Origin of the sequence: Streptomyces sp. CB02414 (assembly GCF_001905385.1) — a bacterium.
Taxonomy (GTDB): Bacteria; Actinomycetota; Actinomycetes; order Streptomycetales; family Streptomycetaceae; genus Streptomyces.
Genome location: NZ_LIPF01000009.1, coordinates 48,640 through 61,465, shown reverse-complemented (window position 1 = coordinate 61,465; position 12,826 = coordinate 48,640). Strand labels below are relative to the sequence as shown.

The window sequence follows — 12,826 nt, the reverse complement described above, 5'->3', positions numbered from 1 at the left end:
CGCACCCTAACCGCGCCACTGGTAGACACCAATGTTCATGGCGTGGCGCGTGCAGAAGTGCTGGCAGGAGCGGACGCCTGCGGCCATAGTTGGCGCACGACCGTGCAACGGACCCGCCCGACTCGGACACCTGGGGGTTCTCCACCCATGAGCAGAGCCGAACAGCCGTCCCGCAGAACCGTATTGGCCGCCGCGGTCGCCGCCGCGGTGGCCGGCGGCGCGATCCCGGCCACCGCCGCCGAAGCCGCGGCGGGCGAGGGCGGCGGCCCGGCGGACGCCGGCCGCACCCCCGGCCGACAGGCCGACTACCGCGCCTGGACCACGTTCCGGGACTGGCGGTGCGGGACCGTGCGGGGTGCCCGCGCCGTCGCCGGTGCCCGGCCCGGTGTCGTGATCGGCACACCGGCGGGCACCGCCGACCACACCGACCCGCACACCGGCAGGACCGCGGCCTGGGAGTACGCGACCTGGACCTCGCCGGTCCACCGGCTCGCCGTGCCCGCGACCGAGGCCATCGCCTCCTGGAACGCGCACACCCCGTCCGGCACCTGGATCCAGGTCGAGCTGAAGGGGACCTACTCCGACGGCACGGACACGCCCTGGTACGTGATGGGCCGCTGGACGGCGGGCGACGGCGACCAGGACATCCGGCGCACCTCGGTCGACGACCAGGGCGACGGCCGCAGCAGCGTCTGGACGGACACCTTCTCGGTCGACGACGCCTCCACCGGCCTGCGCCTGGCCTCGTACCGGCTCCGGCTCACCCTGTACCGCCGCCCGGGCACGAGGGCCACGCCCACCGTCTGGCGGCTCGGCGCGATGGGCTCCGACGTCCCCGACCGCTTCACCGTGCCCGCCTCCACGCCGGGTCTCGCCCGGGAACTGCGCGTCCCGCGCTACTCCCAGGAGATCCACAAGGGCCAGTACCCCGAGTACGACAACGGCGGCGAGGCCTGGTGCAGCCCCACCTCCTCGCAGATGATCATCGAGTACTGGGGCGGCCGGCTCACCGAGGAGCAGCTCGCCTGGGTCGACCCCTCCTACGCCGACCCGCAGGTCTGCCACGCGGCCCGGTACACGTACGACTACCAGTACGCCGGCTGCGGCAACTGGCCCTTCAACGCCGCCTACGCGGCCACCTTCAAGGACCTCCAGGGCGTGGTCACCCGCCTCGGCTCCCTCACCGACCTGGAGACGCTGATCGCGGCCGGCATCCCGGCCATCACGTCCCAGTCCTTCCTGGAGGAGGAGTTGACCGGGGCCGGCTACGGCACCGCGGGCCACCTGATGACCGTGGTCGGCTTCACCGCCGACGGGGACGTGATCGCCAACGACCCGGCCTCGGACGACAACGAGGCCGTGCGCCGCGTCTACAAGCGGCGCGAGTGGGAGAACATCTGGCTGCGGACCAAGCGGTACAACGCCAGTGGCAAGGTCGTCTCCGGAACCGGCGGCGTCTGCTACCTGTACTTCCCGGCGCACCCCAGCCCGCGTCAGCGCAAGGCCCTCGCGGCGGTGGGCGTGCGCTGACCGGCCCCGCTGTGACCAAGCTCTCGGCCGCAAAAGCCGCTCACGGTGGCAAGGTGGACACCGTGAGCGGGGGGACCTCACCGAAGCCGAAGCCCGAGAGCAGCGAGAAGCCATGACCGCACACACCGCCACCGCCACCCGCGTCCGTACCGGCGGCCCCAAGGAAGACGGCCCGAAGATCCTCGAGCACGTCATGGGCTGGACCCTTGTCGTGGTGCTCGCGATGCTCGTGGTCCAGCTGGGCCTGCTGTGACGTGACCCGCATGTGACCTGCCCCACGACCCGGCCTGCCATACTGCGGATGTCCCGCCCCCCGTAGGAGACCAGGGTCGAAATTGAATATCAGTCAACAGCGCGCCGACGCCCGTCCCCAGGCGCGCGGCACCGAGCGTTCGCTCGCACGCCGCGCCGAACTCATCGCCATCGGGCGGAAGTTGTTCGCCGACACGTCGTACGACGCGCTGTCGATGGACGACATCGCGCGCCAGGCGCATGTCGCCAAGGGGCTGATCTACTACTACTTCCGGTCCAAGCGGGGCTACTACCTGGCGATCATCCAGGACTCCGTCGCCGACCTGGTCACCACCGCCGCGGGCGGCACCGAACTGCCGCAGGCGGACCGAGTCCACCGGACCATCGACGGCTACCTGCGCTACGCCGAGCACCACCAGGCCGCCTACCGCACCATCGTCAGCGGCGGTGTCGGCTTCGACGCCGAGGTGCACGCCATCCGGGACGGGGTGCGCGAGGCGATCGCCGTCACCATCGCCGAGGGGGCGTACGGCCGCTCGGACATCGGACCGCTGGCCCGCATGGGCCTGCTCGCCTGGGTGTGCAGCGTCGAGGGCGCCACCCTGGACTGGATCGGCCGCCCCGGGCTGCCCCGCGAGACCATGCGCGACCTGCTGGTGAAGTCGCTCGGCGGGACCTTGCGCGCCATCGAGGAGCTGGACCCCGCCTACCCGGCCCCGCCCGCCGCCCGCCGGGACTGACCGGAGGCGGGGCCCGCCGGAGCCCTACCGGCCCTTTCTCGAAGTAAGCGGTCGTTAACTGGTGACGCCGTGCCTCCGATCGGGCATACTCACAGGCCACAGCCGCTGGTCAGCCGCTTCCGCGACCCGGGAGTGCGAGCATCGGCCCAGCCGAACAGAGCCGGCGGAACCGCGTCCACCCAAGACGCCCTCCGCCGACGCGCCCGACAGGGAGGAGAGCGTCGCCATGCCCGACCGCGCCCCGCAGCCGGTGGACCGGCAACTGCCCACGGACGAGGCACGGGACCTGATCTCACTGGTCCGCGAGATCGCGCTCCGTGAGATCGCCCCGAGCGCGGCCGAGGAGGAGGACGCCGGACGCTTCCCGCGCGAGGTCTTCGCCCTGCTCTCCGAATCCGGCCTGCTGGGCCTGCCCTACGACACCGAGCACGGCGGCGGCGAGCAGCCGTACGAGGTGTACCTCCAGGTCCTCGAAGAGCTCGCCGCGGCCCGCCTCACCGTCGGCCTCGGCGTCAGCGTGCACACCCTCGCCTCCTACGCGCTCGCCGCCTTCGGCACCAAGGAGCAACAGGCCGAGCACCTGCCCGCGATGCTCGGCGGCGGGCTGCTGGGCGCCTACTGCCTCTCCGAGCCCGCCTCCGGCTCGGACGCCGCCTCCCTGCGCACCAAGGCGGTGCGGGAGGGCGACGACTGGGTCATCACCGGCACCAAGGCGTGGATCACGCACGGCGGCATCGCCGACTTCTACACGGTCATGGCGCGTACGGGGGAGGAGGGTCCGCGCGGCATCACCGCCTTCCTGGTCCCCGGCGACGCCGAGGGGCTGAGCGCCGCGGTGCCGGAGAAGAAGATGGGGCTCAAGGGATCGCCCACCGCGCAGGTCCACCTCGACGGCGTCCGGGTCCCCGACGCCCGGCGCATCGGGGACGAGGGCCAGGGCTTCGCGATCGCCCTGTCCGCGCTCGACTCCGGGCGGCTCGGCATCGCCGCCTGCGCGATCGGCGTGGCCCAGGCGGCGCTCGACGAGGCGGTGACCTACGCGGCCGAGCGGCGCCAGTTCGGCAAGCCGATCGCCGACTTCCAGGGGCTGCGCTTCATGCTCGCCGACATGGCGACCCAGATCGAGGCCGGCCGCGCGCTGTACCTCACGGCGGCGCGGCTGCGCGACGCCGGACTGCCGTTCGCCAAGCAGGCGGCCATGGCCAAGCTGCACTGCACCGACACGGCGATGCGGGTCACCACCGACGCCGTGCAGATCCTCGGCGGCTACGGCTACACCGCCGACTTCCCGGCCGAGCGCTACATGCGCGAGGCCAAGGTGCTGCAGATCGTCGAGGGCACCAACCAGATCCAGCGGATGGTCATCGCCCGTCATCTCGCGGGTCCCGAGGGACGCTGAAGTCACCGGTGACCCGGAAGTCACCGGTGGTGAAGAAGTCCCCGAGCCCGCGCGGGGGCGCCGCGAGCCTCACCCACTCGGGGTCGTCGCGCCCCGGCAGGGTGCGGCCCCGGTCGGCCCAGGTGCGCATCAGCTCACGGTAGATCGGCGGGTCCGGGAGCTGCGGAGCCGGCGGGACCGGACCGGCGGGCACCGGGACGAACACGCGGCGCCGAGGCCCGGTCGCCGAGTACGTGGGGGTCATACCAGGGCAACGCGGCACTGTGCGGACAGGTCACCGGCCCGCGGAATCGAGAGTGAGTTCGCGGGCGTCCGGCACCAATCCGTCCTTGCCGCACCCTGCCGACCTGGGCCGACGCGCCGCCCCCCATGGTTCGGGGGCGGCGCGCCGAACCGCGTCCTAGGCCGCCTCGCGCCGCATCGTCGGCACCCGCATCGGGCGCGAGCCCGGGCCGCCGACGTGGGAGAAGGGCTGGGTCCGCCAGTCGAGGCCGCGCGGGAGCGTCAGCAGCAGCGCGGTGTCCTGCTCGTGGGGCCGGAAGGACTCGTCGGCCGGGCGGGCCTCGGAGGCCCGACGGCCGGTGCCGGCGCAGACCGTGAGCCCGAACGGGTTCCACGGCGAGGCGCACAGCGCGTGCTCCGGCAGCACCCCCTCGTCCGCCAGCAGCGCGATGGGCTGCGCGCAGTCCGGGCAGATCACCCGGTACATCTCGAAGGTGTCGTAGGCCTCGAGTTCCTCGTCGTCGAGGGCGTCGGGTTCGACGCCCTCCGGTACGGGCTCGACGACCGGCTGCTGCCGCTTGGGCGCGGTACGACCAGGGCGCTTAAGACTCTGCATGGGATTCTCCCCCTCGGGCTGGGCCGTGACGGCACTGCGGCCTCGACCACAGCAAGCACTTCCCGTCCCCAATACGGGGTAATCACGAGAACATCACGGAGACCGTACGGAAGGTGTGGCCTTCGTCACATGCCGCTCGCAGGTGCCCGGCACCGGCTCGCTCGTCCGGCCGCAGGCCCACCCCCGCCACATCACGAACCGGGCATGACCCGGACCGCTCGGTATCCGAGGAGATCAACCGCACTGTAGGTTCTTGCGCCATGGAGGAGCTGGATCGACAGATCGTGCAGCTGCTCGTCAAGGACGGGCGGATGAGCTACACGGACCTGGGCAAGGCCACGGGCCTGTCCACGTCAGCCGTGCACCAGCGGGTGCGGCGGCTGGAGCAGCGCGGCGTCATCCGCGGCTATGCCGCGGTCGTCGACCCGGAGGCCGTCGGGCTGCCGATGACCGCGTTCATCTCCGTGAAACCGTTCGACCCCAGCGCACCCGACGACATCGCGGACCGCCTGGCCGGCGTCCCGGAGATCGAGGCCTGCCACAGCGTGGCGGGCGACGAGAACTACATCCTCAAGGTGCGTGTGTCGACCCCGCACGAGCTGGAGGAACTCCTCGCCCGGGTGCGCTCCCTGGCCGGCGTCTCGACCCGGACCACCGTCGTGCTCTCCACGCCGTACGAGGCCCGGCCGCCCCGGGTCTGACGGCGACCGGGTCCGACGGGTGGCGTGCGGGGCGACCTGCGTGCGGTGCGTACCCCGGGAGGGGCGAGACTGGTGTCCATGAGTGAGCCCACCGCCTCGTCCACCACCGCGTCCACGACCGTCCTGCTGCGCCGCGGCGAGGTCCACAGTCCCGCCGACCCCTTCGCGACGGCGATGGTCGTCGAACGCGGCCAGGTCGCCTGGGTCGGCTCCGAGGGCGCCGCAGACGCCTTCGCCGACGGTGTGGACGAGGTGATCGACCTGGACGGCGCCCTGGTCACCCCGGCGTTCACCGACGCACACGTGCACACGACGTCCACCGGCCTCGCCCTCACCGGCCTGGACCTCTCCGGTGCCCCCACCCGCGAGGCCGCCCTCGCCCTCGTACGGGACTTCGCCGCGGCCCGCCCGGCCGACCGGGTGCTCCTCGGCCACGGCTGGGACGCCTCCCGGTGGCCCGACGGGCAGCCCCCGGCCCGCGCCGAGCTGGACGCTGCCACCGGCGGGCGGCCCCTCTACCTCAGCCGCATCGACATCCACTCGGCCGTCGTCACCACCGCCCTGCTCGACCTCGTCCCCGGCGACGTCCCCCGCGCGGACGGCCCGCTCACCGCCGACGCCCACCACGCCGTGCGCGCCGCCGCCCTCGGGGCCCTCGCCCCCGCCCAGCGCACCGGGGCCCAGCGCGCCGCCCTCGCGCACGCCGCCTCCCTCGGCATCGGGACCGTTCACGAGTGCGCGGGCCCGGAGATCTCCTCCGAGGACGACCTCACCGGCCTGCTGCGGCTGGCGGCCGAGGAGGCAGGCCCGCGCGTGATCGGCTACTGGGCCGAACAGGACGTCGACAAGGCATGGGAACTGGGCGCGGTCGGCGCCGCCGGCGACCTCTTCGTCGACGGTGCCCTCGGCTCGCACACCGCCTGCCTGCACCAGCCGTACGCCGACGCCGGCCACACCGGCACCGCCTACCTGGACGCCGGCGCCGTCGCCGCCCACGTCGTCGCCTGCACCGAGGCCGGGCTCCAGGCGGGCTTCCACGCCATCGGCGACGCCGCCGTCGGCGCCGTGGTCCAGGGCGTGCGCGCGGCCGCCGAGAAGCTCGGCCTCGCCCGCGTCCGCGCCGCCCGCCACCGCGTCGAACACGCCGAGATGCTCACCCCCGAGGACATCGCGGCCTTCGCCGAGCTGGGCCTGACCGCGTCCGTCCAGCCCGCCTTCGACGCCCTGTGGGGCGGCGAGGACGGCATGTACGCGCGGCGGCTGGGCGCCGAGCGGGCCCGTGCCCTCAACCCCTACGCGGCCCTGCTGCGCGCCGGCGTGCCGCTCGCCTTCGGCTCCGACAGCCCGGTCACGCCCCTCGACCCGTGGGGCACCGTCCGGGCCGCCGCCTTCCACCGCACGCCCGAGCACCGCGTCTCCGTCCGCGCGGCCTTCACCGCGCACACGCGCGGCGGCTGGCGGGCGATCGGACGCGACGACGCGGGCGCCCTGGTGCCGGGCGCGCCCGCCGACTACGCCGTGTGGCGCACCGGCGAACTCGTCGTCCAGGCCCCCGACGACCGCGTGGCCCGCTGGTCGACCGACCCCCGCTCGGGAACTCCGGGGCTGCCCGACCTGTCCCCGGGCGGTGACCTGCCCGTCTGCCTGCGCACCGTGGTGGGCGGCCGGACGGTGTTCGTACGGCCGGGCGAGTGATCCACACGGCCGACGGGGCGATGATCTTCTCCCGTCCGCGACCTGCGCGTCCTCCGCGCTGACCTGGGGGTTGGCGGGGAAGCCGCAGGTCGAGCGACTGTTGACAGGCGACGGCGGGGGGCCGGTAGGTTCGGCGGAGTCCACCACCGGACGCCCGACCGGGGAATCCTCCGCGCGCGCGTCGCGGCGCCGCTGGGTCAGGGACGGTGTGCCGCACCGGGGCACCGTCACTGGGAGCCAGGCTCAGCGCTCGCGCCGTGACGACGGAACGTTCCGGCCGGTCGGGAGGTGTGACCCGGGTGGGGCCCGGGCGCTCAGTAGACAACGGCCCAGGTCGATCCGCAGCCGGCGGGTCCCGGGTCGGCCCGAAGGGCGCCGGGCCCCCATCCGCCGCGCAAACGGTCCCGAATCGCCTATCCCTACCCCGGTCCCGGGAAAACGACACCCTTTGCGGACGTCCTGTCACGTCCCCGCAGGCCGCGGCCATTATGGTGGTCCTCTGCGTACGGAGATGAAGGGACAGCGGTGAACGACGGCGACGGGACGCCCGCAGCGGCGGGACAGGGGAGGCGGTTCGGTCCCCTGGGCACGGCTTTGGTGATCATTCCGACCTACAACGAGGCGGAGAACATCAAGGCGATCGTCGCGCGCGTGCGTGAAGCGGTCCCCGAGGCGCACGTGCTCGTGGCCGACGACAACAGTCCCGACGGCACCGGCAAGCTCGCCGACGAGCTGGCCGCCGGGGACGACCACGTCCAGGTCCTGCACCGCAAGGGCAAGGAAGGCCTGGGCGCCGCCTACCTCGCGGGCTTCCACTGGGGTCTGGAGCACGGCTACGGCGTGCTGATCGAGATGGACGCCGACGGCTCCCACCAGCCCGAGGAACTGCCCCGTCTGCTCACCGCGCTCAAGGGCGCGGACCTGGTGCTCGGCTCCCGCTGGGTCCCCGGCGGCCGGGTGGTGAACTGGCCCAGGTCCCGCGAGTTCATCTCCCGCGGCGGCAGCATGTACTCGCGCCTCGCACTCGACCTGCCGCTGCGCGACATCACCGGCGGCTACCGCGCCTTCCGCCGCGAGACGCTGGAGGGGCTCGGCCTGGACGAGGTGGCCTCCCAGGGCTACTGCTTCCAGGTCGATCTCGCCCGTCGGGCGATCAAGGCCGGCTACCACGTCGTCGAGGTGCCGATCACGTTCGTCGAGCGCGAACACGGCGACTCCAAGATGAGCCGCGACATCCTCGTCGAGGCGCTCTGGCGGGTCACCACGTGGGGCGTGGGGGAGCGGGTCGGCAAGGTCCTGGGCCGCGACCGGCAGTCCGACCGGGCGGTGGACGCGCCGGCGGGCGACAAGCCGGCACAGGCGACGGACAAGAACGCCTGATCGCCCCCTTATGCCGCGCTGAGCCGGGGCCAGGCACACTGGGAGTATGACGACTGGCGCTCAGACCCCCAGTTCACCCGCCCGGCCCCCGCGCTCCAGGCTGCGCACCTTCCTGCCGCTGGGCATCGCCGCGTGGCTCGTCCTGGAGATCTGGCTGCTGACCGTGGTCGCGGGTGCCTCCAGCGGGTTCGTGGTCTTCCTGCTGCTGGTGGCGGGCGTCGTCCTCGGTTCCGTGGTGATCAAGGCGGCGGGCCGCCGGGCCTTCCGCGATCTCCAGGAGACCGTGCAACAGCAGCAGTCCGGCATCGCGCCCGGGGCCCGCCCGAACAGCGAGGGCAACGGCCTGATGATGCTGGGCGGACTGCTCATCGTCATCCCGGGCCTGGTCTCGGACGCGCTGGGCCTCCTGATGCTGCTGCCCCCGGTCCAGAAGGCCGTGAGCCGCTACGCGGAGCGGACGGTGGAGCGCAAGCTCCGCGAGGCGGGCCCGGGCACCCTGGGCGACGCCTTCCGCCAGGCCCGCATGCACCAGCCGGACGGCAAGGTCGTCCAGGGCGAGGTCATACGGGACGAGCCGGGTGACGCCCCGCAGGACCCCCGCCCCCCGCTGACCCACTGAGCGCTCCGCGCGCCGGCCGCCACGCCGCCGCGGACACACCGAAACCGCGGGTGCCGTACATGAGATCCATGTACGGCACCCGCGGTGTTCGATATGTGTCCCCTACGGTTTCCCGTCAGGAACGGTTGTCACGCACTCTTGCGGCTGTCTCGCGGGTGCACCGCGATGTTCATCGCGCCGGAGCGCAGAACGGCCAGCCGCTCCTCGAGGACCTCTTCGAGTTCCTCGCGGGTGCGCCGCTCCATCAGCATGTCCCAGTGCGTACGCGCGGGCTTGGCCTTCTTCTCCTCAGGGCCGTCGCCGTCCACCAGGAGTGCCTGGGCCCCGCAGACCTTGCACTCCCACTCCGGCGGGATCTCCGCCTCGACCGAGAAGGGCATCTCGAATCGATGCCCCTTCTCGCATGCGTACTCCACGGCCTGGCGCGGGGCCAGGTCGATGCCGCGGTCCGTCTCGTAGCTGGTCACCACGAGGCGCGTGCCGCGAAGAGCTCGCTCACTCATGAATCGTGCCTCCCGGGCTTGTCGCCCACAGGACAGGTGTCGCTGTCGTCGTCATCCGGTCAACGTCCGGGCGGCGGTAAAGATTCCCGTTCCGACTCCCGATCCGGGCCCTGCGTCGCCGTCGCAGCCGCAGCCTTGCAACCAGTGCAGTACCCGCCGACGTCCGGTTTGTCACCTCTGCTGGCAGATGTGACATAGCGATTCGGCACCTTTGACGCGCAGTAACGGTACGCCTGGCAGGCCAAACGCGTACACTACAGCCCTTTCGCGCCGAGTGCTAAATCCTTTCGGGTACCGGATTGCCCGCGTCGCCGATCGCCCGCCGCACCGGCACCCGCGCGAGGAGCACGAAACCGATCACGAAGAACGCCACCAGGGAGATGATCGCGTCGCGATAGCTCCCGGTCAGCTGGTAGGTGAGCCCGAACAGCAGCGGCCCCAGCCAGCTCATCCCGCGGTCGCTCAGCTCGTACGCCGCGAAGTACTCGGCCTCCTTGCCGGGCGGGACCAGGTGGGAGAACAGGGAGCGGGACAGCGCCTGACTGCCGCCCAGGACCAGCCCGATGCCGGCGGCCAGCACAAAGAACCAGGCCGGTGCCCCGGCCGGCAGGAAGTACCCGGCCGCCAGCGTGACCGTCCAGGCGACCAGCGACCCCAGGATCGTCCGCTTGGCCCCGTACCTCCGCGCCAGCCGCCCCAGCGCCAGCGCGCCCGCCACCGCGAGCACCTGGACCAGCAGCACCGCCACGATGAGCGTGGACTGGCCGAGGCCCAGTTCCTCGGAGCCGTACACGGACGCCTGGGAGATCACCGTCTGGATGCCGTCGTTGTAGACCAGGTACGCCAGCAGGAAGGCCAGCGTCAGCGGGTGGCGCCGCATGTCGCGGACGGTCGCGGCGAGCTGCCGGAACCCGGGCAGGGCGGAGCCCTCCCGCGCGGGAGCACGGCGGTCGCGCAGCCGCCGCAGCGGAATGAGCGCGAACGCGCCCCACCACAGCCCGGCGGAGGCCAGACAGATACGGACCGCCTCGCTCTCGGTCAGCCCGAAGGAGTCGTGGCCGGTGTAGAGGACCAGGTTGGCGACCAGGACCAGGGCCCCGGCCGCGTAGCCGAAGGCCCACCCCCGCGAGGAGACCGCGTCGCGCTCCTCGGGCGGGGCGATCTGGGGCAGGTAGGAGTTGTAGAGCATCATCGCCACGGACTGCGCGGCGTTGGCGACGACCAGGAGCAGGCCGCCCAGCAGGTAGCGGTCGCCGTCGAGGAAGAACATCGCGGTCGTGGCCGCCGCGCCGGTGTACGCGGCGCCGGCCAGCAGCGGCTTCTTGCGGCCCGAGCGGTCGGCGGCGGCGCCCACCAGGGGCATCACCAGCACCGCCACGATCACCGACAGGGACACCGAGTAGGCGAAGAACGACCCGGCGCGCACGGGTATGCCCAGCGGGTGCACGTAACCGTCCGCGTCCGCCGCCGCCTCCGCCACCGAGGTCAGATACGGCCCCAGGAACACGGTGACCACGCTCGTCGAGTAGACCGAGCACGCCCAGTCGTAGAAGTACCAGCCGCGCTGTTCGCGCCGCCGGCCGTCGGCGCCGTCGGCCGCGTCCGTCCGCAGGGTGTCGGTGCCCACCCGTGCCCTCGCTTCCCCGTGCCCGCGCCGCCCCCCGGGCCGGGCGGGGTCCTCAGACCCAGACGCCGCGGTCCTCCATGACCTCGCGCAGTGTGTCGATGTGATCGGTCATGATGCCATCCACTCCCAGGTCCAGGAGCCGGTGCATGCGGTCGGGTTCGTTCACCGTCCAGACGTGCACCTGGAGTCCGCGGGCGTGGGCGGCGCGCACGAAGCGGTGGTCCACCACCTGGATGCCCGACTGGACCTCGGGCACCTGAGCGGCCACCGCCGAACTCCGCAGCGCCGCCGGGACGCCCCAGGAGCGCAGCCGCAGGTTGAGGACGCCCCTGGTGCCGTACGAGGTGGCCAGGCGCGGCCCGGCCAGGCGCTGGGCGCGCACCACGCGCGCCTCGGAGAAGGAGCCGACGCAGATCCGGTCCCAGGCGCCCGTCCGCTCGATCAGCTCCAGCAGGGGCAGCAGTGCGGGCTCCGCCTTCACGTCGATGTTCCAGCGCACGTCGGGGAAGGCCTCCAGGAGTTCCTCGAACAGCGGCACCGGCTCCTCGCCCGCCACGCGCGCGTGGCGCACCCTCTCCCACGGCAGGTCGGCGATCCGCCCGGCCCCGTCCGTCACCCGGTCCAGGGTCGCGTCGTGGAAGGCGACGAGCTTTCCGTCCCGCGTGGCGTGGACGTCGGTCTCGATGTACCGGTAGCCCGCCTCGACCGCGCGCCGGAACTGGCGCAGCGTGTTCTCCAGGCCGTCCGCCGCCCCGCCCCGGTGGGCGAAGGCGATCGGACCGGGGTGGTCCAGGTAGGGGTGGCGCGGACGGCGTATCGGGGTGGTCACCGACGCAGTATCGCGCGCCGGGGTTGACCGGCGGCAACCACCGTGCTGCCGTCGGATGCCGCCGGGACGGCGAACACGCGCAGGAACACCTGGGCGAGCGGGCCGATCGACACGGCGTACAGGAGGGTGCCGACGCCGACCGTGCCGCCGAGGGCGAAGCCCGTCACCACCACGGTGATCTCGACGGCCGTGCGCACCAGGCGCACCGACAGCCCCGTACGCCGGTTCAGCCCGGTCATCAGTCCGTCGCGCGGGCCCGGACCGAAGCGCGCGGCGATGTACAGCCCGGTGGCCGCGCCGTTCAGGACGATCCCGGCCACCATCGCGGCGATCCGCAGCGTCCAGCCGTGGGCGTCGGGCACGACGGCCAGCGTCGCGTCCATCGCGGCGCCGATCACCAGCACGTTCGAGACCGTGCCGAGGCCCGGCCGCTGGCGCAGCGGAATCCACAGCAGCAGCACCAACGCGCCCACGATGGTCAGCACGACGCCCATCGACAGGCCCGTGCGCTCGGCGAGGCCCTGGTGCAGCACGTTCCACGGCTCCAGTCCGAGCCCGGACCTGACGAGCAGCGCCGAACTGGCGCCGTACAGCACCAGGCCGCCGTAGAGCTGAGTCAGTCGCCGTGCGAGATGCCGCTGCCCGGATCGCTGCCTGGACAAGAGGTGCCCCCTGTGTGGTGGTAGTGGCCTGCTGCATGACACCCTGTGGCT

At 72.8% G+C, this 12,826-nt stretch carries 14 protein-coding genes; 8 read left to right on the top strand and 6 right to left on the bottom strand.

All coding sequences use genetic code 11. The features are described from left to right. Positions 1–147: 147 nt before the first annotated feature. From AMK11_RS27420 to AMK11_RS27410, 4 genes are all read left to right on the top strand, one after another. The gene (locus AMK11_RS27420; protein ID WP_073730762.1) at positions 148–1,530 is read left to right on the top strand and encodes a peptidase C39 family protein; all 1,383 of its coding nucleotides are present in this window, start codon (positions 148–150) and stop codon (positions 1,528–1,530) included. 112 nt (positions 1,531–1,642) lie between these two features. Next, a complete protein-coding gene (locus tag AMK11_RS37605) occupies positions 1,643–1,783 on the top strand; it encodes an SCO1431 family membrane protein (RefSeq protein ID WP_107429753.1) in 141 nt (46 codons plus the stop codon). A gap of 82 nt (positions 1,784–1,865) precedes the next feature. Then, on the top strand, positions 1,866–2,522 hold the full coding sequence (locus AMK11_RS27415; protein ID WP_073730761.1) for a TetR/AcrR family transcriptional regulator: 657 nt from the start codon (positions 1,866–1,868) through the stop codon (positions 2,520–2,522). A 226-nt stretch (positions 2,523–2,748) separates the two neighbouring features. Next, complete coding sequence (locus tag AMK11_RS27410) at positions 2,749–3,921, top strand: acyl-CoA dehydrogenase family protein (protein WP_073730760.1); 1,173 nt, start codon at positions 2,749–2,751, stop codon at positions 3,919–3,921. On the opposite strand, the gene AMK11_RS27405 is transcribed toward AMK11_RS27410, so the two are convergent. Both AMK11_RS27405 and AMK11_RS27400 read right to left on the bottom strand, forming a co-directional pair. Beyond that, positions 3,884–4,165 carry a hypothetical protein gene (locus AMK11_RS27405; protein WP_073730759.1) on the bottom strand — a complete coding sequence of 94 codons (282 nt, stop codon included), beginning with the start codon at positions 4,163–4,165 and terminating at the stop codon, positions 3,884–3,886. The two genes, AMK11_RS27410 and AMK11_RS27405, sit on opposite strands and share 38 nt — an antisense overlap. 156 nt (positions 4,166–4,321) lie before the next feature. Then, the gene (locus AMK11_RS27400; protein WP_073730758.1) at positions 4,322–4,759 is read right to left on the bottom strand and encodes a hypothetical protein; all 438 of its coding nucleotides are present in this window, start codon (positions 4,757–4,759) and stop codon (positions 4,322–4,324) included. A gap of 260 nt (positions 4,760–5,019) precedes the next feature. Between AMK11_RS27400 and AMK11_RS27395 the strand changes: the two genes are divergently transcribed. From AMK11_RS27395 to fxsA, 4 genes are all read left to right on the top strand, one after another. After that, positions 5,020–5,460, top strand: coding sequence for an Lrp/AsnC family transcriptional regulator (locus tag AMK11_RS27395; protein WP_019325021.1), 441 nt, complete (start codon positions 5,020–5,022; stop codon positions 5,458–5,460). A gap of 78 nt (positions 5,461–5,538) precedes the next feature. Beyond that, entirely contained in the window at positions 5,539–7,155 is a 1,617-nt protein-coding gene (locus AMK11_RS27390) for an amidohydrolase (protein ID WP_073730757.1), read from the top strand. A 525-nt stretch (positions 7,156–7,680) separates the two neighbouring features. Then, positions 7,681–8,535: a polyprenol monophosphomannose synthase gene (locus tag AMK11_RS27385; protein ID WP_073730756.1), complete on the top strand. Its 855-nt coding sequence runs from the start codon at positions 7,681–7,683 to the stop codon at positions 8,533–8,535. Positions 8,536–8,581: 46 nt separating this feature from the next. Further along, entirely contained in the window at positions 8,582–9,154 is a 573-nt protein-coding gene (gene fxsA, locus AMK11_RS27380; RefSeq protein WP_073730755.1) for an FxsA family membrane protein, read from the top strand. A gap of 128 nt (positions 9,155–9,282) precedes the next feature. On the opposite strand, the gene AMK11_RS27375 is transcribed toward fxsA, so the two are convergent. From AMK11_RS27375 to yczE, 4 genes are all read right to left on the bottom strand, one after another. Further along, a complete protein-coding gene (locus AMK11_RS27375) occupies positions 9,283–9,657 on the bottom strand; it encodes an RNA polymerase-binding protein RbpA (protein ID WP_003977404.1) in 375 nt (124 codons plus the stop codon). A 277-nt stretch (positions 9,658–9,934) separates the two neighbouring features. Next, positions 9,935–11,284, bottom strand: a complete 1,350-nt coding sequence (locus AMK11_RS27370; RefSeq protein WP_073730754.1) for an MFS transporter — start codon at positions 11,282–11,284, stop codon at positions 9,935–9,937. Positions 11,285–11,336: 52 nt separating this feature from the next. Beyond that, a complete protein-coding gene (locus AMK11_RS27365) occupies positions 11,337–12,113 on the bottom strand; it encodes a glycerophosphodiester phosphodiesterase (RefSeq protein ID WP_073730753.1) in 777 nt (258 codons plus the stop codon). After that, on the bottom strand, positions 12,110–12,775 hold the full coding sequence (gene yczE, locus AMK11_RS27360) for a membrane protein YczE (RefSeq protein WP_073730752.1): 666 nt from the start codon (positions 12,773–12,775) through the stop codon (positions 12,110–12,112). The genes AMK11_RS27365 and yczE overlap by 4 nt, the downstream gene beginning before the upstream one ends. Positions 12,776–12,826: the final 51 nt, after the last annotated feature.

Excerpts from the sequence above, each read along its gene's own strand:
- AMK11_RS27420 (WP_073730762.1), top strand. The coding sequence starts at position 148 with ATGAGCAGAGCCGAACAGCCGTCCCGCAGAACCGTATTGGCCGCCGCG.
- AMK11_RS37605 (WP_107429753.1), top strand. The coding sequence starts at position 1,643 with ATGACCGCACACACCGCCACCGCCACCCGCGTCCGTACCGGCGGCCCC.
- AMK11_RS27410 (WP_073730760.1), top strand. The coding sequence starts at position 2,749 with ATGCCCGACCGCGCCCCGCAGCCGGTGGACCGGCAACTGCCCACGGAC.
- AMK11_RS27405 (WP_073730759.1), bottom strand. The coding sequence starts at position 4,165 with ATGACCCCCACGTACTCGGCGACCGGGCCTCGGCGCCGCGTGTTCGTC.
- AMK11_RS27400 (WP_073730758.1), bottom strand. The coding sequence starts at position 4,759 with ATGCAGAGTCTTAAGCGCCCTGGTCGTACCGCGCCCAAGCGGCAGCAG.
- AMK11_RS27395 (WP_019325021.1), top strand. The coding sequence starts at position 5,020 with ATGGAGGAGCTGGATCGACAGATCGTGCAGCTGCTCGTCAAGGACGGG.
- AMK11_RS27390 (WP_073730757.1), top strand. The coding sequence starts at position 5,539 with ATGAGTGAGCCCACCGCCTCGTCCACCACCGCGTCCACGACCGTCCTG.
- fxsA (WP_073730755.1), top strand. The coding sequence starts at position 8,582 with ATGACGACTGGCGCTCAGACCCCCAGTTCACCCGCCCGGCCCCCGCGC.
- AMK11_RS27375 (WP_003977404.1), bottom strand. The coding sequence starts at position 9,657 with ATGAGTGAGCGAGCTCTTCGCGGCACGCGCCTCGTGGTGACCAGCTAC.